The 22,764-nt window shown below is 36.8% G+C and carries 22 protein-coding genes and 1 pseudogene; 6 read left to right on the top strand and 17 right to left on the bottom strand.

The genetic code is table 11. The features are described 5' to 3' along the window. Positions 1–169: 169 nt before the first annotated feature. Both JOC76_RS26245 and JOC76_RS26240 read left to right on the top strand, forming a co-directional pair. Positions 170–433, top strand: a complete 264-nt coding sequence (locus JOC76_RS26245; RefSeq protein WP_205181780.1) for a hypothetical protein — start codon at positions 170–172, stop codon at positions 431–433. A gap of 290 nt (positions 434–723) precedes the next feature. Next, on the top strand, positions 724–1,740 hold the full coding sequence (locus JOC76_RS26240; protein ID WP_205181763.1) for an extracellular catalytic domain type 1 short-chain-length polyhydroxyalkanoate depolymerase: 1,017 nt from the start codon (positions 724–726) through the stop codon (positions 1,738–1,740). A gap of 257 nt (positions 1,741–1,997) precedes the next feature. Here the strand turns inward: JOC76_RS26240 and JOC76_RS26235 are convergent, their stop codons facing one another. Both JOC76_RS26235 and JOC76_RS26230 read right to left on the bottom strand, forming a co-directional pair. Next, positions 1,998–2,843 (bottom strand): STAS domain-containing protein, encoded by an 846-nt coding sequence (locus tag JOC76_RS26235; protein WP_205181762.1) that lies wholly within the window; start codon positions 2,841–2,843, stop codon positions 1,998–2,000. A 561-nt stretch (positions 2,844–3,404) separates the two neighbouring features. Continuing rightward, positions 3,405–4,286 carry a LysR family transcriptional regulator gene (locus JOC76_RS26230; RefSeq protein ID WP_205181761.1) on the bottom strand — a complete coding sequence of 294 codons (882 nt, stop codon included), beginning with the start codon at positions 4,284–4,286 and terminating at the stop codon, positions 3,405–3,407. Positions 4,287–4,429: 143 nt separating this feature from the next. Here JOC76_RS26230 and JOC76_RS26225 point away from each other — a divergent pair, with 143 nt between their 5' ends. After that, positions 4,430–5,638: a multidrug efflux MFS transporter gene (locus JOC76_RS26225; protein WP_205181760.1), complete on the top strand. Its 1,209-nt coding sequence runs from the start codon at positions 4,430–4,432 to the stop codon at positions 5,636–5,638. Between the two features lie 225 nt (positions 5,639–5,863). Here JOC76_RS26225 and JOC76_RS26220 read toward each other — a convergent pair whose 3' ends face one another. From JOC76_RS26220 to JOC76_RS26205, 4 genes and pseudogenes are all read right to left on the bottom strand, one after another. After that, positions 5,864–6,067 (bottom strand): hypothetical protein, encoded by a 204-nt coding sequence (locus JOC76_RS26220; RefSeq protein WP_205181759.1) that lies wholly within the window; start codon positions 6,065–6,067, stop codon positions 5,864–5,866. 148 nt (positions 6,068–6,215) lie between these two features. Continuing rightward, positions 6,216–6,797, bottom strand: a complete 582-nt coding sequence (locus JOC76_RS26215) for a GNAT family N-acetyltransferase (protein ID WP_205181758.1) — start codon at positions 6,795–6,797, stop codon at positions 6,216–6,218. A gap of 168 nt (positions 6,798–6,965) precedes the next feature. Continuing rightward, complete coding sequence (gene yhfH / locus JOC76_RS26210; RefSeq protein WP_205181757.1) at positions 6,966–7,100, bottom strand: protein YhfH; 135 nt, start codon at positions 7,098–7,100, stop codon at positions 6,966–6,968. 1,081 nt (positions 7,101–8,181) lie between these two features. After that, a pseudogene (locus JOC76_RS26205) lies at positions 8,182–8,586 on the bottom strand (DUF1259 domain-containing protein). A gap of 392 nt (positions 8,587–8,978) precedes the next feature. On the opposite strand from JOC76_RS26205, the gene JOC76_RS26200 reads away from it, so the two are divergent. After that, positions 8,979–9,677 carry a VIT1/CCC1 transporter family protein gene (locus JOC76_RS26200; RefSeq protein WP_205181756.1) on the top strand — a complete coding sequence of 233 codons (699 nt, stop codon included), beginning with the start codon at positions 8,979–8,981 and terminating at the stop codon, positions 9,675–9,677. Between the two features lie 870 nt (positions 9,678–10,547). Beyond that, entirely contained in the window at positions 10,548–10,694 is a 147-nt protein-coding gene (locus JOC76_RS26195; RefSeq protein ID WP_205181755.1) for a hypothetical protein, read from the top strand. 48 nt (positions 10,695–10,742) lie between these two features. Here JOC76_RS26195 and arsC read toward each other — a convergent pair whose 3' ends face one another. From arsC to phaP, 7 genes are all read right to left on the bottom strand, one after another. Next, positions 10,743–11,165, bottom strand: a complete 423-nt coding sequence (arsC, locus tag JOC76_RS26190) for an arsenate reductase (thioredoxin) (protein ID WP_205181754.1) — start codon at positions 11,163–11,165, stop codon at positions 10,743–10,745. 13 nt (positions 11,166–11,178) lie between these two features. Continuing rightward, positions 11,179–11,820 carry an MIP/aquaporin family protein gene (locus JOC76_RS26185; protein WP_205181753.1) on the bottom strand — a complete coding sequence of 214 codons (642 nt, stop codon included), beginning with the start codon at positions 11,818–11,820 and terminating at the stop codon, positions 11,179–11,181. 34 nt (positions 11,821–11,854) lie between these two features. Further along, a complete protein-coding gene (locus tag JOC76_RS26180) occupies positions 11,855–12,202 on the bottom strand; it encodes an ArsR/SmtB family transcription factor (protein ID WP_205181752.1) in 348 nt (115 codons plus the stop codon). A gap of 495 nt (positions 12,203–12,697) precedes the next feature. Beyond that, complete coding sequence (locus JOC76_RS26175; protein ID WP_205181751.1) at positions 12,698–12,925, bottom strand: hypothetical protein; 228 nt, start codon at positions 12,923–12,925, stop codon at positions 12,698–12,700. Positions 12,926–13,240: 315 nt separating this feature from the next. Next, entirely contained in the window at positions 13,241–13,747 is a 507-nt protein-coding gene (locus tag JOC76_RS30975; protein WP_372442013.1) for a CBO0543 family protein, read from the bottom strand. Between the two features lie 116 nt (positions 13,748–13,863). Further along, positions 13,864–14,658, bottom strand: coding sequence for a GNAT family N-acetyltransferase (locus JOC76_RS26170; RefSeq protein WP_372442014.1), 795 nt, complete (start codon positions 14,656–14,658; stop codon positions 13,864–13,866). Positions 14,659–14,935: 277 nt separating this feature from the next. Continuing rightward, complete coding sequence (phaP, locus tag JOC76_RS26165) at positions 14,936–15,565, bottom strand: polyhydroxyalkanoic acid inclusion protein PhaP (protein ID WP_205181749.1); 630 nt, start codon at positions 15,563–15,565, stop codon at positions 14,936–14,938. A gap of 532 nt (positions 15,566–16,097) precedes the next feature. Here phaP and JOC76_RS26160 point away from each other — a divergent pair. Continuing rightward, complete coding sequence (locus JOC76_RS26160) at positions 16,098–16,838, top strand: MBL fold metallo-hydrolase (protein WP_205181748.1); 741 nt, start codon at positions 16,098–16,100, stop codon at positions 16,836–16,838. Between the two features lie 328 nt (positions 16,839–17,166). Here JOC76_RS26160 and JOC76_RS30790 read toward each other — a convergent pair whose 3' ends face one another. From JOC76_RS30790 to JOC76_RS26140, 4 genes are all read right to left on the bottom strand, one after another. Beyond that, the gene (locus JOC76_RS30790; protein ID WP_205181777.1) at positions 17,167–18,150 is read right to left on the bottom strand and encodes a DUF3231 family protein; all 984 of its coding nucleotides are present in this window, start codon (positions 18,148–18,150) and stop codon (positions 17,167–17,169) included. A 397-nt stretch (positions 18,151–18,547) separates the two neighbouring features. Further along, the gene (locus JOC76_RS26150) at positions 18,548–19,753 is read right to left on the bottom strand and encodes a multicopper oxidase family protein (RefSeq protein WP_239557982.1); all 1,206 of its coding nucleotides are present in this window, start codon (positions 19,751–19,753) and stop codon (positions 18,548–18,550) included. 22 nt (positions 19,754–19,775) lie between these two features. Beyond that, a complete protein-coding gene (locus JOC76_RS26145) occupies positions 19,776–20,957 on the bottom strand; it encodes a multicopper oxidase family protein (RefSeq protein ID WP_239557979.1) in 1,182 nt (393 codons plus the stop codon). A gap of 106 nt (positions 20,958–21,063) precedes the next feature. After that, the gene (locus JOC76_RS26140; RefSeq protein ID WP_205181746.1) at positions 21,064–22,686 is read right to left on the bottom strand and encodes a phospholipase C; all 1,623 of its coding nucleotides are present in this window, start codon (positions 22,684–22,686) and stop codon (positions 21,064–21,066) included. Positions 22,687–22,764: the final 78 nt, after the last annotated feature.

Here is a 22,764-nt window from a genome sequence, read left to right as displayed (position 1 = left end):
TCCGTTTGTCACACTTTATAATTACTTTACATAAATACCTATAAAGAATTCAATTTGAAATTAAAAACTCTAACCCCCTATCACCTAAATAAAAAAATAACCCCTACAATGATATTGTTTAACAATAGGATTAAAGGGTATAAACATATCGACAAGGAGGATGAGATACATGATAAATAAGATTGTTGGCACATTAGCCATAGGTGGCGCCGCTTACCTGTTGAGGAATAAGGAATCTCGCACCAAAGTCATTAATCAAATGAAAAGCATTGCCTCTCCAGAAAACATCGAAAAGATAAAAAACCAAATCCGATCACTGTCCAACCAAAACTTAAAAGAGAATCCTGACCAGCCGAAGTTATTAGCGCCTTTGTCAGACCCAACATTCCCAGATTACGCAACAACAGCAAGGGCTGAAGCAGGAAGGTCCTAATGTAAGATCCACAAATAAACAAAAAAGGAATCAGTTGAATAACTGTTTCCTTTTTTGTTTATGGAATAGAAACAGATTTATACAATAATCCATTATTACTACTATAGATATAAAAGCTAAAGGAAAATAGTAGGATTTACATTCCTCTTTCGTCTCTTAAAATACATAGTAGGAGGTTGAGCAGCATCTTATTGCTTCAAATATTGAATCGTCTGCTATCTTTTATATAAATTGTAAAATTTAAAAGTATAATGGAAACATATAGTTTAAGTTAAGGAAGGTTGATACGGTTGGGGGAATTTCTAAATTTTTCATATCAGGATTTCAGGTACAAACTTTATGTTCCGAGCGAATATCAAGCGAAAAAAGATACCCCGTTGATGGTGATGCTTCATGGATGTGAACAAAATCCAGATGATTTTGCTGCTGGAACAAATATGAACTACCTTGCTGAAAAAGAAAACTTTTTCGTACTCTATCCTGACATGAACCACCTGTTTAAACCTTCGAATCCTGCTGCTTATAACCCTTTTGGCTGCTGGAACTGGTTTTTGGATAAAAATCAGCACCGTGGAGAGGGACATCCTGGGTTAATTAATGCGATTATCAATCAGATTAAAGGTACTTACCTCATTGATTCAAGTAAGGTGTACGCAGTTGGCTTATCTGCAGGTGCGGCACTCGCTTGTATTCTTGGAGTTACCTATCCAGATGTATTTAGCGGTATTGGAGTGTGTGCGGGACTTCCCTATGATGCTGCGAATGTATTTTTTCTAACCGATCCAATGGCTAAGGCTGCCACAGAGAGCATGCAAAAAGGTGTTTCGGATCCCTATGCATGCGGTAACAGCGCCTTTCAGGAAATGGGAAAATTTAAGAAGAAAATGCCTGTTATTGTTTTCCATGGTATCTGCGATACGGTTGTACATCCGATTAATGGACAACAGGTTATCATACAGTGGGCACAAACTAATTTTCTTGTAGAAGGTGGTACAGGAAGAGCTGATATTACACCTCACCAGGTCAAGTCTGACCTTATCAATGGAAAAAGTTGTACTAAACATATATACGTTGATGGAGACGGTCAACTTTTAATGGAACTATGGATGATCGATCAAATGGGGCACGCATGGTCTGGCGGGAGCTCAAATGGTTCATATACCGACCCATTAGGACCAAATGCAACAGAAATCATTTGGAATTTTCTCGCCAAACATCATCAGCTCACTGTTGAAAATCTGGTCGAAGCACCTAAAAAGAACTTTTTTCGTAACCTTTTTACAAAGCTTTTTAAGAAAAGAGGATAAAACTATTCATCTTATTCTCTTAGGTCCACCTTCTAAGAAAATTAAAAAACAGACTCTAAAAAGAGTCTGTCCATGTTTGGCATTATATTAAGCCTTACGAACGTTAGCTGGAATAATCAAAGGGTTGCGATTGCCCCTTTAGATTTAAAATCTTTGAATATTAGAGTGGTGTCTATACTCATATCTTACTGATGAGTCATATTTTTTCAAAGACGGAAAATATCGATCTACAGGATTGTTAAACTGTAAAAAATATGTTATCTTTTTATGATTGCATACGAATCCAGTGCTTGGCGTAGAGTAGAATATGTGGAAACACCATTAAATTCGAGTCCTAGCTGTACCGCCGTTTGTGCTATCTCAGCTCTAACTCCTGAAAGGGTAGCCGTCACCCCCATTAATCTTAATCCTTTTATCAGTTGAAAAATTTGCTGTGCTACCATTGTATCAATCATTGGAACGCCTGATAAATCAATAACAAGAAAATTCACCCCAAGATTGGCACACTGGTTCAATGTATTTTCAAGCATTAACTTTGCCCGTCTTGAATCTATGTCGCCCACAAGAGGAAGTAACGCTATCTCGTTATTAAGAGAAATAACCGGAGAACTTAACTCCTGTATAAGTTCCTGTTGAGCAGATAGTTTTTGTTGTAAACAGTATTGATGCTCTTCGACAAAACGCAACATAACTTTATCAAATGCTTTTAGAATCAGTCGATTCCAGCTATCTATCACCTCATTAGGAAACTCACCCGTATGTAGAGAAACAAAATCTTTAATATAATCAAGATACTGTTCCCGCACCCTGAAAAATTCTCTTAACATAAATTGGATTGGTGTGTTTAAATGCTGCGGATCTTGAGCAATCGACCGGATCCATTTTTGAAAGTCTTCAAGGAAGGCTTTTTCCTCTTTAATAAAAGCTTCACAAAGATGTAAATGGAACTCAAAGTTTTGTTTTTTTAAAGCATTGATGACATTAGGGTCATCCGAGGCATAAACTCCTGACGGGTCATTTTTATCTAGCGAATTATACCATTCCTCTGTAAGATTTCTTGCCTTAGACAATAGAAACGAGTGTAATTCTTTATTTCTATGCAACTTAAATCCCCCCTCCAGCAATTCAATCAAATAATATACTTAATACTAATAAAATTTTTAATTTATTTTATCACGTAAGTATTGCTGAATACACCCACTTATCCTGCTCCAGAAATGGAACAAGAAAAAGGAGCCGTAGCTACAACTCCTTGTTTTCCCCAAATACTCGTTTATTAAACAAAATATGAATAATTACCACCCGTGACGTTAGCACAATATGAAAAGATGCCCAATAAAAAAAGGGGAAGATCATCTTTAAATGAATCTATTCCCCTATGCCTATTAACTATTTTGAGGATCTCATTTCGTTTTCTAATACTGCTAAACGAATAAGTTTCAACTTTATTTCCTTGCTAAGTGAAAGCCATTCAGGTTTATAAATTCTCATTTTATTGTCCTCCAATCGATTAAGGTTTGTCTAAAAAGTGCACTGTACACTTATTATCCGAAATAACGTATTTGAATTTTCAGTTATTTATTTTTTCCCGTTTTTTGGTATTTCCTAACATAGATTTCATTTCCATTTTATTCGATTATTCTACATATTTTTCTTAGCTTCATTTAGCTTAATTCCTTAAAATATCCAATCATAAATTCGCGGAATTCCCGAACAACCTTTGGAGTATACCGCTCCGTTTTCCATGCCATCCCTATCGTTCTTGTACAGACAGGCTGTTCAATGTGCAATGGAACAATTTTTTCATAGTGTGAATAGCGAAGGGTATGCTCGGTTAAAAAGGATATTCCCAAGCCCTCTTCAACATAGTTATGAATGGATCCCGGTTCTTCGAGTTCAAAGGCGATTTTCGGTGTGAATCCTGCTTTTTCACAAAAAGCATCTGTTAGCATTCTGAAGGGATTTGTCGGCTCTCTGTGAATAAATTGTTCATCTGCCACTTCCTTTAACTGAATGCTATCTCTCCTAGCCAAATGATGGGTATCCGGGACTACAATGAATACCTCATCCTCCATAAGATTAATCCAGCTGATTCCTTCTTGCTCAATAGGAAAGTACGTCACACATAAATCGATTTCCCCTTTTTCCAATTGATCCACCAGTCGCAAAGGAGCATGCATACTTACTTGAAAATTGACGAATGGATAGGTCTTACGAAATTGACTAATAATATTCGGCAATAATGGAATATGCATGACCGAAAGTGAAATTTGATTCCTACTCTCTCCTGCGAGTTCCGCCATTTCAAGCTTGGCAGATTCTAATTCAGAAAAAGCTCTATCTACTCCTTTTAAAAAAATTTTCCCAAATTGGTTTAGTTTAATATTCCTTCCCTCTCGATCAAAAAGGGCAAAACCCAGCTCTTCCTCTAAACGAGAAATGGTTTGGCTCAGTGATGGTTGTGCAATCGTAAGCTCTTTAGCAGCCTTTGTCATATGTTCAAGATTGGCAACGGTTTGAAAATACCTTAATTGTAAGAAATCCATGTGTCCACCTCTATTGATAGTCCTCAACCTATAAGCAAATAGTAATATATATATTAGTCGTTATCAATTATTTGGAGTATGATTAAGCATATAAATTATTTTGGAAGTCGAAATAAATTTTAAATAGTAAGAAAGGTGTTCTTATGGAGATTTGGAAAAGAAATTTATTTGTTTGTTGGTTCGGTTCATTTGTGACCGCCGCAGGGATGAGTCAAATATCCCCTATGCTACCATTATATATAGATCAGCTAGGGGTACACGCAACTTCAGATATTGAAAAATGGTCTGGATTGATTTTTGGTTCCACCTTTTTAATCTCTGCCATTGTTTCGCCTATATGGGGAAAACTTGCAGATAAAAAGGGCAGAAAACTAATGTTACTCCGTGCAAGCCTTGGAATGGCCCTTGTCGTTTTTATGATGGCATTTGTACAAAACGTTTATGAATTACTCGCATTACGGATGTTAATGGGGGCCGTTTCTGGTTACATTTCTGCTGCGGTTACCTTAGTTGCAACACAAACACCGAAGAAAAATTCAGGCTGGGCACTCGGTACACTTTCAACAGGCTCCGTTAGTGGCGGACTTTTAGGTCCTTTAATGGGGGGAGTTATTACAGAATTCTTTGGAATTCGAAGCTGTTTTGTTGTAACAAGCGTGTTATTGTTAATTGGCTTCTGTGCCGTTCTATTTTTGGTAAAAGAAGAATTTACACCTGTTCATAAAACACCGTTAGCCTTTAACCAAGTTTGGAAGCGAGTTCCTGATACGAGATTGCTAATTTCATTGTTTGCTAGCACCTTTATTTTGCAAATTGCCAATATGTCCATTCAGCCATTAATTACAGTTTATGTAAAAGAATTATCACCACATGCAGCCCATTTATCTATGATAGCGGGAATGGTGGTGGCAGCTGCCGGTTTAGCTAATGTAATCGCTGCTCCACGATTAGGTAAGCTTGCTGACCGCATTGGTTCAAGAAAAATATTGATCGGAGCACTTATTGTTGCTGGAATTATCTTTATTCCACAAGCATTTGTGAAAACACCATGGGAACTCATGGGACTGCGCTTCTGTCTTGGTCTTGCGACAGCTGGATTATTGCCATCCATTAACAACCTTGTCCGAAAAAGTGCACCAGATGAAATTGTTGGTCGTATTTTCGGGTATAATCAATCTGCACAGTATATTGGTACTCTCGGAGGATCTGTATTAGGAGGGCAAATGGCAGCATTCTTTGGCATACATTATGTGTTCTTCACTACAAGTGCTTTATTACTGCTAAATGCATTATGGGTTTATAGTATTAATCATATTGGTATTAGAAGTAGGAGCATGTCACATAGTCATTAAGAAGCACGCTGAGATTTCAGTGTTTCTTTTTTGTTCTTTATTTAATTATGTTAAACCTGTGGCTAAGACCTTGGTTAACGGGGTACCGCCAACAAAATTCGGTTATCTATACTGAATTGAATCGGTACCTTGTTGAACTTAACTCGAGTAAGTTTTAAAAAAAAAGCCACCTATAATGGTTGCTTGCTTCACTTATTGAATATATTGATACAATAAAAATTTGTGTTATTCTTGAAGAATTCTTTTGGTCATTCTTTCAAACATTTCTAACGGCATGGTAAATTTAGTTGTTTTATCATTCCGTACATATGTTACGATTTCTACCTGGTTACCTTTTCTTTCTACCTCTATTAATGAATTTTCACCGTTATCCCTAACTGAAAAATATGGACCATTTTTCTTTTCTTTCTCTTTAAATTCATAAATCATTAAAATCACTCCTTTATTAACTGACTTCTATACATTATAAATAAAATCCTTCTTCCACTCCCTCAGTTAGCACAATAAAAAGATGGAATCGCCAATGCCATCCCATCTTTAACATTAGCACCCATAACAACTCTTCGAAAATACACGATTATCGTAGCATACTCTCCAATTTGTCTTTCACTAGCACCCATTCTTGGTCGATTACACTGTAATACACAGAGTCTCTTAAATAACCGTCAGGCATAACCATATGATTCCGAAGCACTCCTTCTTTTACTGCACCGAGCCGTTCAATTGCCTGCTGAGACCGCATATTTCGACTATCTGTTTTCAACTGAACACGAATGGTCCCAAGTGTCTCAAAACAGTGTTTCAAAAGAAGATTCTTACATTCTGTATTTATTCTGGTTCGCCAAACAGTTGGAGACAGCCATGTAAAACCAATTTCCAAGTTACGGTTTGGTATGGATATATTAAGAAAACGAGTGCTTCCGACAATCCTCCCCGAGTCCTTATCCAAGATAACAAAAGGAAATTCGCTTCCTTGCTCTCTCGCTTGAAGTGCTCTATTCACAAGGTACTTCATATCTTCAATCGATTGAACCTTCATTGGCATGTATGCCCATATATCTGGATGGTTTCCCGCATCAAATAATTCCTGTACGTGAGAATCTTCCAGAGGCTGTATCTTTACTCTTTCTGCTACTAGTACTACTGGTGTTATCTCCATATTTATCTCCCCTTTTTTTCTTTGGTTGAATTATATAAACAAACCGACCTGTATAAAAGGGTCAGTTGTTTATTTTTTATATGGGTCAGATAAGTGAGGAGATAGTTCCGGTAAATTATTGTTATAAAAGTAAAAAACCCTCCAGCAATGCTGGAGGGTTAAAAAACTTTACTCTTCTTTTTTGGAGTTACATTGGTCACAATCCATCAAATAACTTTCTGCTTGCTCTTGCATATGCTTCCCGCATTTAGTACATTCCTTTTTTGGTAAATTGCGGAAAAATTCAACTGGACTCATTAACATTATAACTCCTCCTTTATTAATACAGTTCGTTATTTTTTCTGTTGTTGTAATACAGTATAACCAAAAAAAAGAAAAATGTATAGACCTTTTTTAAGGGAATCATAAAAGTTTTAAACTGTTTTTTACCTTGTACATCCTAATAGAAAATCTCAGTATAAAAATCCCACAGTTCACCATTATGCACCATTTTAAATAAGATGTCTTGTCCTTAATCGAGTAACCATCGAGAGTGAAATAAGCGGAGATTTTCCGTTTAAATGTAGCATAGGAGCTCGTTTCGGGGTAAATAAACGGAGGATTTCCGGTTATGCCAAGCAAAATTCCCTATTTTCGCATTTTTCGAGTCAATAGGCGGAATCTCTCCGTCTATATAAGCTAATTTTTATTATAATTACTTATTAAGCGGAATTTTTCCGTCTATTTATCAGATCGGGTACTTAACCTGATCCCCAAACCGATAATGCGGACCTTCTTGATCCCGTTGCCGGAATCAGCAGCTTTTTATCGACTAGCTTATAAAGAATAATAAAATTGTTACATAAAATGGCACCCGAAAACGGAGCCCTTTATGTAGGACTGAAGATGGATTAGACGCCCTTCCTGTATTATAAAGAAAGACAGGACCCGCATGGAATCCTGCCTTCTTGAAGGGGAATGCTCCTTATATTCGTTCACTTAGGTCTCTTTCTTTGATAAACACCTCATTTTTTAAAATGTTAGTGTTTGTATAAAGAGTGATCTTTGTTCAAGCTAACCATCCCCTTGTATTCTTTATATGGTTTTCATCGTATAAAGATTGGATGACGGTAGAACGTTAGGAAGCTGCTTATTTGAAACGGAACTTGTCTGCGACAGACACCTCATTTCAATAATTGATGAATTTTCATCATCACTTTTTGTTCCCCTTCGAATATTATAATGCCCGTTTAGGATAACTTTATCCAAAGATTTTATTAATAATAAAAACGTTAAAATACTAATTTTTTATCCAGTTTTTCGGCTTCATGATGAAAAAAAAGCTATTGCTTTGCAGTCAGTCCATTTTGTCGCCCAATTCAAACTACCCGTTCGTGAAACAAATTTAAGCAACTGGATAACTGCTTAAGAATGAAAATGAATGTGCCATTTTTTTTGCAAAATTTAATGGAGGCTCAATAGTTTGGATGTGAATATACATAATCGAAGGCTCAGTATATAACCAGTGATTATGCAAAGCACTTAATAATCATCCCATGTTGGACGATCGAATACATAAAGCCAGGGATCTCTTCTTCTAAAATCGCAATTTCAGCCAAGCATAACGCATTACCGCTTTGATCCATTGATTCAAATAAGACCCCTACTGGCACAACAGAACTACTCAGGCGCCCTTGAACCTTTACCTTAAAATTGCGATGTAATGAAACAGAACAAACATCTTGTTTTATGTTTTTTTTCCATTAAGAATTTTAGCAAATTGTTCACAAATAGAAGGAAAGTTATTCATATAATTGAGCCTCCCTTTACATAAAATATCCCCTAGAATATATTTAATGGAATCCTTGAATATGTAGGAATTCTTGTAATTGGGCTGAGTTAAATCATATTTTGATTTTGATTAAAAGCAAATTCATTAACCACACTGCACAGCAAGGAGTACGAACATACATATTAAGGTTTTGGCTCCAATGCAAGAATTGCATTATTTTTTGTACTAGCTGTAATTGTCCCTTAAGTTAGATTAGACCAATAAAATGTTCCCATTTTATTTGTAGAATTTTTTACAAGAGTAAGGTATACTATAAAAAATTTTTCTTTTTAAGGTAAGTTATGGAAACAATAAAACCTACAAAAAAAGGCGCATATTGATGCTAAATCAGTTAAGTTGGAGGTAAAAAAATGGATCAACACCTGCATCACGTAGAAGAACATTTTTCTGGGTCTGACTTCATTCGGGATGTTGTAATTGGTATGTCAGACGGATTAACCGTACCGTTTGCATTAGCTGCTGGTTTGTCCGGTGCTGTTGATACAACAACATTAATTCTCACTGCCGGAGGCGCTGAAATTGCAGCAGGATCAATTGCCATGGGACTTGGCGGATATTTGGCAGGAAAAACAGATGCGGAACATTACGAATCTGAACTTGCCCGTGAACGGCGTGAAGTAATAGAGTTCCCAGACCGTGAAGAAGAGGAAGTATCTGAAATCTTCAGGGAATATGGACTTGAAGAAGACCAAATTAAATCGATTACTGAAACCATGAAAAAGAACCCTGAAAAATGGGTGGATTTTATGATGAAATTTGAATTAGGGCTAGAAAAGCCGGAGCCGACAAGAGCGAGAAACAGTGCTATTACCATTGCTATTTCTTATATTGTCGGAGGGATAATCCCTTTGTTTCCATATTTCATCTTTCATAAACCTTCAACAGCATTAATGGTTTCTGTTATGGTTACACTTATCGCCTTACTAGTTTTTGGATATGTAAAAGGAAGGTTTACAGGAACATCTCCGATGAAAAGTGCTTTTCAAACGATGATTACTGGTGGACTTGCTGCAGCAGTGGCATTCGGTCTAGCAAGAATTCTCACCTGACAGTTAATTTTTCGTAAGTGGTAAACGATACATACATGCATCCCTTGCCTAATGGTAGGGGTCAATTTGTGTGAGGCAATGGATATTGCTAGGAAGTGGCATTAACCTGAGGCACTTCCTTTTCGTGATTTTTTCGGAAATGTTTAACTAACAACAACACCAACACAGTTAAAGCAGTTCAAACCGCCACAACGAAGCCCCAGCAGTGAAAACCTCCACAACGCATCCCCCCGCCATGCAGGCGCGGATCCAGGCTCTGTGGATTGATTGGAGCTAGCTCACCAACTTGAAAACGTCTCATGTTCCGACATTAGGAACCCGTGTTTATAGTAAGACCTTTTTTGCTTATATTACATTTCCTTCGGCTTAGATTTTTCCAAAGCTATTTTAAAAAAATCAATATATTCCAGAACTTCTTCTCGCAAAAACACATTGAAAGTTGTGCCCAGAGATTCAATCAGAAAAAGAACATGTTTCCAGTCACCAAAAGAAAATGATAGGTTATATCTTTACCTCCTTAGCCTATTTACAGTGGGGGTTTCTAGGGTTATACTGGAATGCCCTGGAAAATGTATCCCCCATGAAATTTTAGCCCACCAAATCTCAGTGAATATCACGGTCGTATGTTGCTATTCGAATAGAATATTAAACTTTAAAGTTAAAATCTTGGTATATATTGAAATAAATTGATGTCGAAACTTGAATATTAGTAATCTTTGAAAATGGAAGCGCTTACTGATATAATTCAATCAGAGGGAAATCATAACTGACCATTATTTTATTTGGTGAGGGAGAGCCTCTACATTCAAATTAAAACACTTTAAATCCAAAAGTATCCATATAAATCCTATTAAAAAAGGGGAGAGGAAATTGAAAAAAAGTCAAATTTTGTTCAGTGAATTTGTTAAGGAAGACAGATTTGCGCTTAATGAGTATCTAAAAAGTTTATTTAATCAAATTACACAATGCCTTCCATTACCAAGCACCGCCGAACAAGAAAATGGAATAAATAACTGATTACTTATAAAGCCAAGAGTATTTTACTCTTGGCTATTAAATTCTTTCTTACTCACCAGTTTCAGCAAAACGCTTAATGCGCTCTCCGATTTCATCACGTACACGTTGGAAGAATGCCCATTTTTCCTCATCGGTTCCTTCTGCCTTTGCTGGATCATCAAAGCCCCAGTGTACTCGTTTAACATGTGGAGGGGTCACAGGGCAGTGATCTGCTGCATGTCCACATAACGTAACCACTAAATCAGCATTATTTAAAATTTCAGGGTCGATGACATCAGATGTTTGGTTTGAAATATCGATTCCCGCTTCCTTCATCGCTTTTACAGCGTTAGGGTTTAATCCATGTGCTTCAAGACCAGCACTTTTTACTTCCCATTCATCATCTAAATCCTTTTTAGCCCATCCTTCTGCCATTTGGCTACGGCATGAGTTACCTGTACATAAGAAGTAAATCGTTTTTTTGTTATCCATTTGTATTCCACCTTTATTTTTCGTGTAGTATTTTATAAATAAGTGCCGCACAACTTGCTCCTAAAATCGTTGCGACAATATACACCCATAAATGTTGAGTAGCTCCTGAAACGATTGCTGGACCAATCGATCTGGCTGGGTTCATCGAGGCCCCACAGATTGGACCGGCAAACATAGCTTCTAAACCCACTGTTGCACCAATCGCAATACCAGCGAAGGATTTTACTGCTTTACCATGGACCGCAGATCCGAAAATAACCATCATTAAGAAAAATGTAAGTATAAATTCCAAAATAAATGATTGTCCCCATGAACCTCTCGGTAAAGTGGTTCCGAGTGAAGCAACGTTTCCAAATAAACTTAACAATGTTGCACTCGCTGCTATACCTGCCATGATTTGAATAATGATATAATAAAGTGCTTCTCTTTTCTTTATATCCCCATGGATTAAAAATCCGATGGTAACAGCAGGATTAAAGTGTGCACCAGAAAGGTGACCAAAAGTGAAAATTAGCGCCATAACTACAAGACCAAATGTAAGGGCTACGCCTACATGAGTTAAACTTTTTGTAATCGTATCTATGATCACGGCACCTGTTCCGGCAAAAACAAGAAAGTAGGTTCCTAAAAATTCGCTGATTAGCTTTTTGTTCATTTCGATTCATTTCCCCTTGATGAAATTCGATTGCTTAACAACCACAACGAAGCGTAGGATTGCTTTTTTCAATCTGTCTGATTTTCTCGGTTTGAACTGGTACATGCTCTAAAATGTCTTCAATCAGTCCATATAAATCACTTTCTGAATTCAAGGAATAATAAATCCACTGACCTCTCCGTTCTTCCTTAACCATCCCTGCATCCTTTAATTTTCGAAGGTGCTGACTGATGGATGGTTGACTCATATCAAACACTTCGAGAAATTCACAAACACAACATTCGCGTTGTTTCAAAATAGCAACAATGGTTAGTCTTGTTTTATCACCTAATAATTTTAATACATTTGCCGAACGTTCTAAATCAACTATTGATTTCAACATATAATAACACCTCCTCTATGGAATATAAGTAAATAGTAATTTACTTATTTAAATATCAAAAATTTGTTGTTGAATTAACGCATTTATAAATAACTAATCAATGTCCCCGATTCTAATCCCAATCGATATATAACTATTTGATTATATGCTAAATCAAATAATAATTGATTTCAAGATATTAATTGTTAAGTTATTGTAAAATAAATTAAGATGTTTTTTATGTAGTTAAGATAATTCGTCTGACAAATCTCAAATAATCAACGTGGAGATTTACTCTAGAAAAATCTAGATTTGCCAAAATGTTGATAAACAATAAAAAACGCACTGTGAATTATATTGTGAATTCAAGTGCGTTTTCATATGGTTTTACAATGTTTGCACCTCTAAAGTAACCCGTTACTTAAAGTGCTAGTCTTTTTTTTATTTGATTTGTGAATGCCTTCTTAAAGTAACCCATCCGTTCGTGAAAGAAAAACGAAAAATTATTTAACATTTTTAACTGAAATCAAAATCGATCACGAACACCTTATCGGAGGGTTCGGTTTCCTCCAGAATATGTAAAGTCTCGATATCATTCTCCAATTGCTGACCCGAAGACTGAATGAGAAGGAAAATGGTTTCGTTCTTTACTTCCAAACGAAGGCGGCGTCCGGGGAACAGCTCAGTAGCCCATTTATGTGCCTTAACGATGCGATTTTTAAGTTTTGATACATAATCTTCCATCTTTCCCCTCCTTCTTTTTCCACAAAAGCACACGTTCGTAATAAAAGAATACTTATCTTATCGAAGAAATGAATTTATTTTTTCCTTTTCGATTTCCCTACTTAGCCTATTGCAGCCGCTATTCCCAACCAAACAGCTATACTCAATTCATTGCCCTCATTAAATTAATACGTTTCCTATTTGTATTTATACTCTTTAGAGACGCTTAATTTTCTATATCCTGAACCCTTAACCAAAAAGAAAAATGACCGCCGCAGCGCTCATTGTCGTAACCCCATCTTTCTTATAGGTAGAAACACACCGTTAGTAATATTTTTATGTTAAATATCCAAAAACAAATAGGTAAAATAGGGTAAATATTATGGAAAGCAAAATTCCCCATAAAGGGTTTTTAAAATGAATTCTAAGCACCAAAAACATTGAAAAGTCAAAAAATATTGTCCATTTTAATTTCCATCCATGAAAATAGTGGATATGGTCAAATCTTAGGAGGAATAATTCCACTATTAATAATGCCGTTACCCATTTTATGATATAAATGAATTTCTTCAGGAAACTTCCCTCTGGAAAATTTGACAGATAAATAATTGTATACAAAGGATTGATAAGAAAGGTATGGCACAAATGAATAGCAATATGGCTATTGAAGAAAAAGTCATGTGAACTGAATTTCCATAAATGAAACTTGGTTAAAGCAAATATTTTATATAGGAGACTCATTGCAACAATATAAATCATGGTGGGATAATAGCGTTGCCATTCCTTCCAATTTGCCCACCTTAAAGATATAAGTATAAGAGTAATCGCAATTGTAAAATGCAACCTTATGTCTCTTCCTCTCTTAAATGTAAAAATTAATATTTAATCATCATTTCCATTTCCAATACATAAATTACATATTTTTACATTTTTAAGAGCCAACCGTTCAGTCGGCGGACTTATAAAAGCATATACATTTCAAACTGTGTAAGAGAATCTTTGGCAAACCCCTGCTTTTTGAAAAAAAGTTCAAGGAGACTATTGTTTGGAAAGCATGTAGACATTTGGGTTAATTGAAGGTCCTCAGCAGCTGTTTTTAATAAGGCAGATGCTAGTCCTTTCCCTCTTGATGTTTTCTCGATCATTAAAAAACTAATCTTTCCGCTTGGACTTATGCAAAGAGCCCCTTTAAGTTGACCATTATTTAAAGCACCATAATATGTGTTTGTTGGAATTTCTGCGATAAATTCAAGGTCATTTTGCCAATTAATATGATAATTCCTTTCTTCAATTCCCTGTTTAAATAAGGAAAAATCAATCTTTTTCAAATAGAGGTCGGACTGACTCTTTGCTGAGTACAATTTGGAAAGGTTACTGTTTGTGTAGTACACTATATCGTATATTTTTTCATAACCTAACCTCTTATAGAAGTTAATTGCTCGATCATTCCCTACTATTACTTCCAGAAAAAGCTGCTTACACCCTAAGTTGTTTGCCTCTTGTTTATGGAGTTCAAAAAGCCTTTGGCTAATACCTTTACCTCTATACTCAGGGTGGATCGCCAACGTTCCGCATCTCATAGTTTTAATTGATTCATAAACTTTAACCCCGCTTAGTATGACACCAACTGGCCGTTCCTGGTCAAAAGCAATAAAGGAATTCTCCCTACTATTTCCTTCAGGACCAAAAAATCGGTTAATAAACTCTTCTTCACTAAACTTAAACTTTACGATATAGTCGGAAAACCCATCCATAAACGCTTGATATATCAAAAAATCTGATACATCCGAACACTTTTGATAACGAATCTTAGTTTCACCGATACTCAACCATACCACCCCTATATTTAAAAAATTCATCTAAACTCCACTAAATTAGAAAAGTGACAAGACTGGATTTTATTTTTAAAACTTTCAAATGTATCAAAAAAAGCAGCCAGGAAGGTACAGCTGCTTTTTTTGTACATATAGATTATTTCTTAACTAGAAGTGCTGTTGTGCTTTACAAAATGTTTTTCTTTAAATTTGTACCTTATTTACTTGGGGTAACAAGTATACGCACGCTATCTTCTAATCGCTGAGCAATATTTTGATGAATTTCCCTAGTTTGTTTGAAATAGTTGTCTGTGATAGCTTCCCAAGCGTTCCATGCTTCATTTGTATATTCAATAAATGACTCACTATTTTGTTCAACAAGCTTCTCTGATTTCTCCATTAACTCAAAGGCAGTATTAATTGGAGTTAAAGAAAGTTCCTCTAATTTATTAGCTACTTCACTTACTTGACCTTTTAAAGATTCAGTCACTTCTTGAGTAAATTCATTAGAATTAATATCAGAGATTTGGAATAAGCCTTTACGCAAATCGCTATTAATTTTTGTTGCATCCTCAAAAAGACCCTTTAAAGTATTGCGGTATACTTCATTGAACTTTGTTGTTTCCTTTATAGCATTTAAGAAAAGTTCTTGACCTTGTGCTCTATATTCTCTATTACGAGAAATTGCACCTTCAAATTGATCCCAAAATGTTTCAATTAATGACTCTGAAACATAGCTTGTTTCGTTTTGCAGCTCTACTTCTTGAATCTCAACTTCTGCAACCTCTACTTTTTGAACTTCCTTACTAAGAACTTTTTCTTTTGGTTCCATTACCTTTTGTGCCATCTTTATTCCTCCTCATGTCCTTTATTAAATATCTCTATTTTTCCTCTTAAGAAAAGAGTATGTAGAGTCAATAATCTTAGTTATGACTATAATTCCCAATTACTATATATGTATTTTACACATATGAGTTAGGCCCCGTCAATTAAACATACAAAATAAAATGAGTAATTTTAATAATTTTTTAAAAATTGGTAGTTTTGAATGATTTAGAAAAAAAGGGTTATGCATTAAAAAAAATCATTTTTTATATGGTCTTATTTAACTATGTAGCGTGGTAGTGATATTTCCATTATGGAAAGGTATCAAAAGTATGGTCTTTCATCCTATTAAAAGGAAATAGAGTCTGTACTCAACTTCCTTTTTTACCATTCACATACCACTCATAAGCCTCTAGTTACTCCATCCCTAGACCTTCTATCAATAAATACCCATGAGTTTCCCAGCGATAATTTTTTCGAATCAATTAGTTGGCTCCACGGGTACCAAAGAAATTATAATAGGTAATGGATTTCAAATTAAAGGAGGCGCTGAAATGAAAGTAGCAAATCATGTAGAAACACTTGACTTGGTTATGAATATGATGGGCCAGCAGAGTGTAATTCATCCGATACTATTGTGGGATGAAGACGAGGTAATCTTAGTGGATACCGGCATCCCCAACCAGCTTGGTAAAATTCGTGAGGCGATGGACAAGGCTGGTGTACACCTCCACAAACTGACCAAAGTCATCCTCACCCATCAGGACATCGACCATATTGGCAGTCTGCCAGAAATTTTAAAAGCTGCTAATCATAAGGTTGAGGTTCTTGCCCATGAAGAAGACAAACCGTATATTGAAGGCGAAAAGCCCTCGTTGAAAATGAATCCGGAACGGGTTGCCAAGATGCTGGAAAATCTGCCAGAGGAACAGCGCCAGAAAATAAAAGCTGTGTTTGGTACACCGCCGACTGCCAAAGTCGATCGTACCGTCAGCGATGGTGAAGTGCTGCCATACTGCGGCGACCTTACAGTCATCTTTACGCCGGGACACACTCCGGGACATATCAGTCTGTATCACCATGAGAGCAAGACGCTAATTGCCGGCGATGCCCTTGTGGTAATTAACGGAGAGCTGCAAGGTCCTATGCCCCAAGCAACGCTGGATATGGCGACAGCGCTTCAGTCACTTAAGAAATTTAAGGAATTTGATGTAGAAACCGTGATTTGCTACCATGGAGGCGTATACAACCAAAACGCTAACCATCGGCTCGGTGAATTGGCTGACGGGGAGTAAGCTGGGATTGGAAAAGAGTAGTGTATACACTACATTTCTGCATTATTAAATTAACTATCCATCAAATTTATTTAAATACAATGTAGCACGATAAATGAATGCATTTTATATTAATAAATTCTTAAAGATAAATTAATTGAAAAAATAGGTTAATATGAATAAGACAAAAAAGCTATCACTGTCTAGCTAACTCTATTCTGTAGACCATTTTCGCAAAAATAAACCATCCTGAAACACAGAATGGTTCTTATTTTTAATTAAAATTTAAAATGTGCTAAAATAACGGGCAGATAAAGAGCCAAAATAATTTTTCATATTCTTTGGTTCTTTATTTCATTAACTGATTTCTGTCAGCTGCATGAGGCGGTCTTTCCAACCACGCATGCTTAATTTGCAGATTTAAACCGTCCTCTGCGTAGAGGCCAATCTCTCCTTGTAACCGAACATAATCAGCCGCAATGTCACGTCTTGGACTAGCAGAAATTGCCGTACCGTAGTTTCCCATACCTGCAGCAGTCATCATGGAAATTTGATACAACATTAATTTATCGGAAAAAGGAGATTCCGTTGTATCTTGGACTTGTGCATCCCAGGTTACAGGTGCAGGGAGATCATTTTCATGTAAGTATTTACTCAATACAACAATTTGTTTATTTGCAATTTCTTTCCCCCGTTTGAAATATTCTCGGACATCCTTAGACTCCCCAACTTGAGCGAAACCAGTTATTACTGCTGTACCCATATGGTTAGTTTGCATATTAGAGAAGAGATGAGTGATCTCTGCGGCTGTTAGAGGTCGTTGTTTTCCCCACCAACCTGCTAAGAAATGCTGTTTTTCAACCATATCCACTTCTTGGAGATAGGGAATATAAGGAGACCTAACTTCTACTCCCTTGGAGAGAAGGACATTCGTAGTTTCATTAAACAATTCCATTGTAGAAGAGATACAAGACATAAAGTGTTCTCGAATATCATTGCGGAAGGTATGCGGTAAAATGGCACCGTATGTTACTAAAGCCCCTTTCGTCATATTTTTCGTATAAAATAAAAAGAACTCATCTGAAAAAAGCCTTGGAGCATCCACATTAACATCGTTTTCAGTAAACCCAAGAGGGATAGCATGTCCTTCTTCTTTAAATATTTTTGACACTACTTGAACATGCTGCTGAGCTAAATCGAAGGCATGCTCTATGACTTTTTTGATTTCCGCATCTTCAACTTTAGCTAAATAATATTTATAAACACATATAAACATTGAATCCGCTATATAATTTGCCCATAAACCACCAACTTCAGATGAAGTTAAACGAATATGATGAGTTTACATGAAATACCTCCAGTTTTATAACTGTTGATATTATCCCCCTTAAAAAAATACTTATAAAATTTTTACGATTCTTTTAAATAAGTTAGAAATTCTTTTCCCATATGGAGTGTTTTTATTTAAAATGAATTATCCCATAAATGTTTATAAATCCTTATTAAACAATCCCGTTAGCGGAACAAGAAAAGCGACCGCTCTTATTGAACAATCGCCCCGGTAGTTGAAGAAAGAAATATTAATTACATTTAGTATTATTTGTTAATTCTTCATGTTATTTTTTTATTTCTTCTGTTTGGTTCAAGATATTATTCACTTTTCTTAAGGCAGCATATAACGCAAAAGTTAATCATAGCGACCAATTCCATATTTTTATTTCCTTTTTTATTCACATCCCACTCATATCACTTTTAAGCTTCCCTTTTGGCTTAACCATAAAATTAGTCATCAATCCACTCATTTCATCCATCTCATCGTCTGGATTCATGGTATGATCAAGTATATGGCAATGGAACATCCACATACCAGGTGCATTTGCGACAAATTCAATATCAGCCGTCTCTTCGGGAGCTAAATTAACCACATTCATGGATACTGGTTTTGCCAAATGATGCCCATCCTGTGAAACCAGTTGAAAAGTGTATCCGTGTAAGTGCATTGCGTGGTAAGATTCTGCACTGCTATTGATGATGCGAATAATCACACGTTGCCCTTGTTCCATTTGCAAGTTAGGTGAATTGGGACCAGGTTTTCCATTTAAGGTAAAAACATTTTCCTCTGTTTTTTGATCCACTATAAAAGAGCCAATATCAAATATTGCGTCTACATCCGCGTCTGGGTATTCCATACTCTTTTCAGGTTCAACCAGGAGTACTCCGTGTAACCCATAGTTAATCTGCTTGTCCATATTGGTTCCACTACCATAACTGTGAGTCCCAACCATATCACTAGTAATCTTAAATTCATAAGTAAAAGAGGAACCCGGTGAAATAGGTTTATTGGGGATCCCACCCATTTTTGCTGGAATGGATATACCGTTAAAACGCAAACTCGTCGGCTCTTTTAATTTATTTTTTAAAATAATTTTCACCCTATCACCGACCTTTACTCGAAGTAAAGGTCCAGAAGTCTGACCATTATAGCCCCAGACATTCACGTTTTTTTGTTGATACAGGTTCCAAACGATCGGAGTAGCCGTTAAAATAAATTCTTTGGTTCCATCTGATAAAATTTTTGGTGTCATGGCCTTCTCGTTCATACTGTTTTCAGCATCCTTATTTTGATGCTGAATTTGTTTCTTCGTTAGCGCATCCGTTGCCGCATCCGTAACACCCGGCATCCCAGCATTTGTGGCTAGTATCGGGTCAGGCTGAGTGGAAGCTGCATTCTTTTTCGAATCTTTTGGTATGGACTTAGCTATCGTTGGATCGACATGTGCCGTGAGAAGAAATATAGCCATAACGCCTACAGTGACTAGGCCACAAAGGATTGCCATCCTTTTATAAACAAATGATTGCCTCTTCTTATAGAAGAAGGAAAAAATCACACTAAAAAATGCCAGAAGGATGATGCACACACCTAGGATATCTTTCATTTGTGTCAAGCCTGTTTCCTCCTTATTTCACGTGAATAACCGTCATCATTCCACCTAGTGTATCTTGATTATCGTCAGGATTGGACAATTCACTGGCGATGGTACTATGAAACCACCAATCACCCACTCGATCTGCCGTGAATGTGACATCAAGTGTTTCGCTTGGTGCGATCGAAACGACGTTAACAGTTTGTGGATCAGGCAATGGCTGACCATCCTCCGCTACAATGGTCATGTTATAACCATCAAGAGATACTGCATGGTAGTCCTCTGCACTTGAATTCACTAATCGTAATCGAACACGCTGCCCCTTTTTCAGGTTAAGCGCCGGGGTATAAGGATAGGACTTTCCATTAATCATGAATACATTTTCAGGATCGACACCATCCACCTTGGTCGCACCAAGAGTAAACAATTTATCCACATCATAATGAGGTTGATCTGAGTGTTCCTTTGGATCGACAATGATCACACCATACATACCCGCGTCAACCTGAAAATCATCATGATAATGACTGTGAAACCAGTGGGTGCCGACCATTTGAGGTGTCACCGTAAATTTATATTCGAAGGTTCCATTCGGGTTAATCGCTGGATTGGGCATTCCAGGTACTCCATCCATTGCATTTGGAACCTGGAGTCCGTGCCAATGGACCGTCATGGGTTCGGTTAACATGTTATGAACAACAATATCAACCTGATCGCCCACTTTTACTCGAATGAGAGAACCGGGTATCGTAGAATTAAAACCCCATCCTTCCATCACTTTACCAGGATAAAGACTCCAAGCAAATTTAGAGGCCGTTAAATGAAATTGTTTGGTACCGTCTGTTAAAATGTTCGGTTTTAAAGCTTCCTCATTCATCATATCGACCGCGGTTTTATTTTGTTGATTGATTTCTTGCTCCGTCATATTTAAGTTGGTAGCATTTGCTACGGTTGCATCGGCTGTTGTTGATAGTTGTGCTGGATTTGTATTACTGTCCGCTTGAACATCTTGAATCTGGTAACTCGTTGTAATCCCTGTACCCAAGGCGGCTAGTAAAGTCAGGAAAGCCATATATTTTATCGTAACGGTTCCTTTTCTCTTTCCAACGTCACTTTTACTCTTTTTTATAAATAAATAAATGCAATGAGTCAAAAGAAAAAGTAAACCAATCATTAGCACACCTATTGAAAATAACATGCTTATTTTTAAGATCATTCAAGAACACGTCCTTATATAACATTTTATGATGAGTCCATAGGGGTAGCTAAGAAAAAAGGAAGGTTAGGCACCTACTAGGTACCTAACCGCGTGAATCTATTTTTTATTTTTCGGGTGCATCTACCCCAGCATCTTTATACAATGTTGCTAAATATTCCTTACTTTGTTTAGCAGCGCTCTCTTTGCTTTCCTTTTCCCCAGTGCTAGGATTCAAGAAAAGCTGATTATTATTGCCGTCATTTGTGAAATCAAACATATTATTCATGGTTCCAGCTAATTCATCCATGGAACTATCACCGATTCGACCTAGATTCCAGTTGTCTTCTATGAATCTTAAAATACTAGTTTGATCTGTTAAGGTATTGTCAACAAAGTTTTGTTTAGCATATGGAGAGATTACTAGTAATGGTAATCTCGGACCATATCCTGCTCTGTCAAGATAGGTACCTACTTTAGGAGTACCTGCATCCCCTTGGCCATTCAACATATCTAATTGAGGATCGTTGGAACCGTTCATAAGTGGCGCCATCACATGATCATACCAGCCATCGGAATCATCATAAGCAATCACAACAGCAGTATCTTTCCATTCTGGCAGTTGTTGAAGCTTATTGATTGTATTGGTAAGGAACGTTTGTTCATCAAGCGGGTCAGAATATCCAGCATGTCCATCTTGGTATTCAGGTGCCTTTAGGAAGCTGACTGCAGGCAGATTGCCAGAATTAGCAGCTGTCCAGAAATCAGTTAAATCGTATTGATGGTTCGCTTGATCCGTTTTACCAATCATGTCAGATGAAGACGGAGCCACATGGTTCGGGTTTGATGTTGACTTATAATATTGGAACGGCTCATGGTGTGGGCTGTAATCAGTTGAAGTGCCGCCGGCAATATTTTTGTGCTGCTCATCCGATTTGCGGAAGCCTCCTTGGAACCAGCCCCAAGTGATGTTTTTAGCATTTAATAAGTCACCCACATTTTTATTGGTATCATCCATTGCTGCCGTACTTCCAGAGGAATCTTTATCATAATAAGGGTTAGGATCCGCTGTTATTGTTCGATTGGTAGGCTGAGAGGTGCTAACGGTACCACCTTTCGCAATATTTGCCGTATATGTAGTAGAACCATGTGTTTGTCCAGAAATAAGATTTAAAGCGCCAGGAGTAGAAGGACCATAACCTGTACCAAAGGAATTATCGTTTAAGGCATAAGCTTGAGCATAATTCCACATTGCCGTTACAGTATTACCATCATAATAGTCCATTACAAGATCTGAACCTTTTCCGCCATATTGAACAAATTGATCCATCTTGCCCCCATCGGTTGCTCTTTGCTCATTCGTATAACTATGATCCATATCAGCTGTTACGGCTTGAGAGCGGTCAAGACGTTGTGGATTCGCACCATTTGGATTGTTGGTTAGTAAACCGCCACTTAAACCATTAACCGTAGGGGTATTCTTTGCTGCGTTAAACTGTGGTTCTCCTTTCGGATTTTGGGCACTAGGATATGTACCAAAATAATGATCAAAAGAGACGTTCTCCTGAAAAATGACCACAACATGTTTGATCGGTGTAGTCGTTTTTGTACTCTTATCGTTGAGTACATTGTAAGGTATGGTAGAGTTCGCACTGGTTTTTACAGCCTGGTTTTCTGCCGCCATTAATGGTGCTGCCGTCAATATCGTTAATGCACCAAATGACAAAGCAAGCTTTCCAAATTTTTTCATGTTTTTTCCTCCCCATATTCTAGCTTTCTATTAACAAAGAAAATATTAGCAAAGGAATGTAAAAGGATTTCCTCCACT

It is taken from the genome of Neobacillus cucumis (assembly GCF_016908975.1).
In the GTDB taxonomy this organism is placed as follows: domain Bacteria; phylum Bacillota; class Bacilli; order Bacillales; family Cytobacillaceae; genus Neobacillus; species Neobacillus cucumis.
This window is presented reverse-complemented; position numbering and strand designations above follow the sequence as displayed.

Excerpts from the sequence above, each read along its gene's own strand:
- JOC76_RS26245 (WP_205181780.1), top strand. The coding sequence starts at position 170 with ATGATAAATAAGATTGTTGGCACATTAGCCATAGGTGGCGCCGCTTAC.
- JOC76_RS26230 (WP_205181761.1), bottom strand. The coding sequence starts at position 4,286 with ATGGATTTCTTACAATTAAGGTATTTTCAAACCGTTGCCAATCTTGAA.
- JOC76_RS26225 (WP_205181760.1), top strand. The coding sequence starts at position 4,430 with ATGGAGATTTGGAAAAGAAATTTATTTGTTTGTTGGTTCGGTTCATTT.
- JOC76_RS26220 (WP_205181759.1), bottom strand. The coding sequence starts at position 6,067 with ATGATTTATGAATTTAAAGAGAAAGAAAAGAAAAATGGTCCATATTTT.
- JOC76_RS26215 (WP_205181758.1), bottom strand. The coding sequence starts at position 6,797 with ATGGAGATAACACCAGTAGTACTAGTAGCAGAAAGAGTAAAGATACAG.
- yhfH (WP_205181757.1), bottom strand. The coding sequence starts at position 7,100 with ATGTTAATGAGTCCAGTTGAATTTTTCCGCAATTTACCAAAAAAGGAA.
- JOC76_RS26200 (WP_205181756.1), top strand. The coding sequence starts at position 8,979 with ATGGATCAACACCTGCATCACGTAGAAGAACATTTTTCTGGGTCTGAC.
- arsC (WP_205181754.1), bottom strand. The coding sequence starts at position 11,165 with ATGGATAACAAAAAAACGATTTACTTCTTATGTACAGGTAACTCATGC.
- JOC76_RS26185 (WP_205181753.1), bottom strand. The coding sequence starts at position 11,820 with ATGAACAAAAAGCTAATCAGCGAATTTTTAGGAACCTACTTTCTTGTT.
- JOC76_RS26180 (WP_205181752.1), bottom strand. The coding sequence starts at position 12,202 with ATGTTGAAATCAATAGTTGATTTAGAACGTTCGGCAAATGTATTAAAA.
- JOC76_RS26175 (WP_205181751.1), bottom strand. The coding sequence starts at position 12,925 with ATGGAAGATTATGTATCAAAACTTAAAAATCGCATCGTTAAGGCACAT.
- JOC76_RS26170 (WP_372442014.1), bottom strand. The coding sequence starts at position 14,658 with ATGGATGGGTTTTCCGACTATATCGTAAAGTTTAAGTTTAGTGAAGAA.
- phaP (WP_205181749.1), bottom strand. The coding sequence starts at position 15,565 with ATGGCACAAAAGGTAATGGAACCAAAAGAAAAAGTTCTTAGTAAGGAA.
- JOC76_RS26160 (WP_205181748.1), top strand. The coding sequence starts at position 16,098 with ATGAAAGTAGCAAATCATGTAGAAACACTTGACTTGGTTATGAATATG.
- JOC76_RS26150 (WP_239557982.1), bottom strand. The coding sequence starts at position 19,753 with ATGAAAGATATCCTAGGTGTGTGCATCATCCTTCTGGCATTTTTTAGT.
- JOC76_RS26145 (WP_239557979.1), bottom strand. The coding sequence starts at position 20,957 with ATGATCTTAAAAATAAGCATGTTATTTTCAATAGGTGTGCTAATGATT.
- JOC76_RS26140 (WP_205181746.1), bottom strand. The coding sequence starts at position 22,686 with ATGAAAAAATTTGGAAAGCTTGCTTTGTCATTTGGTGCATTAACGATA.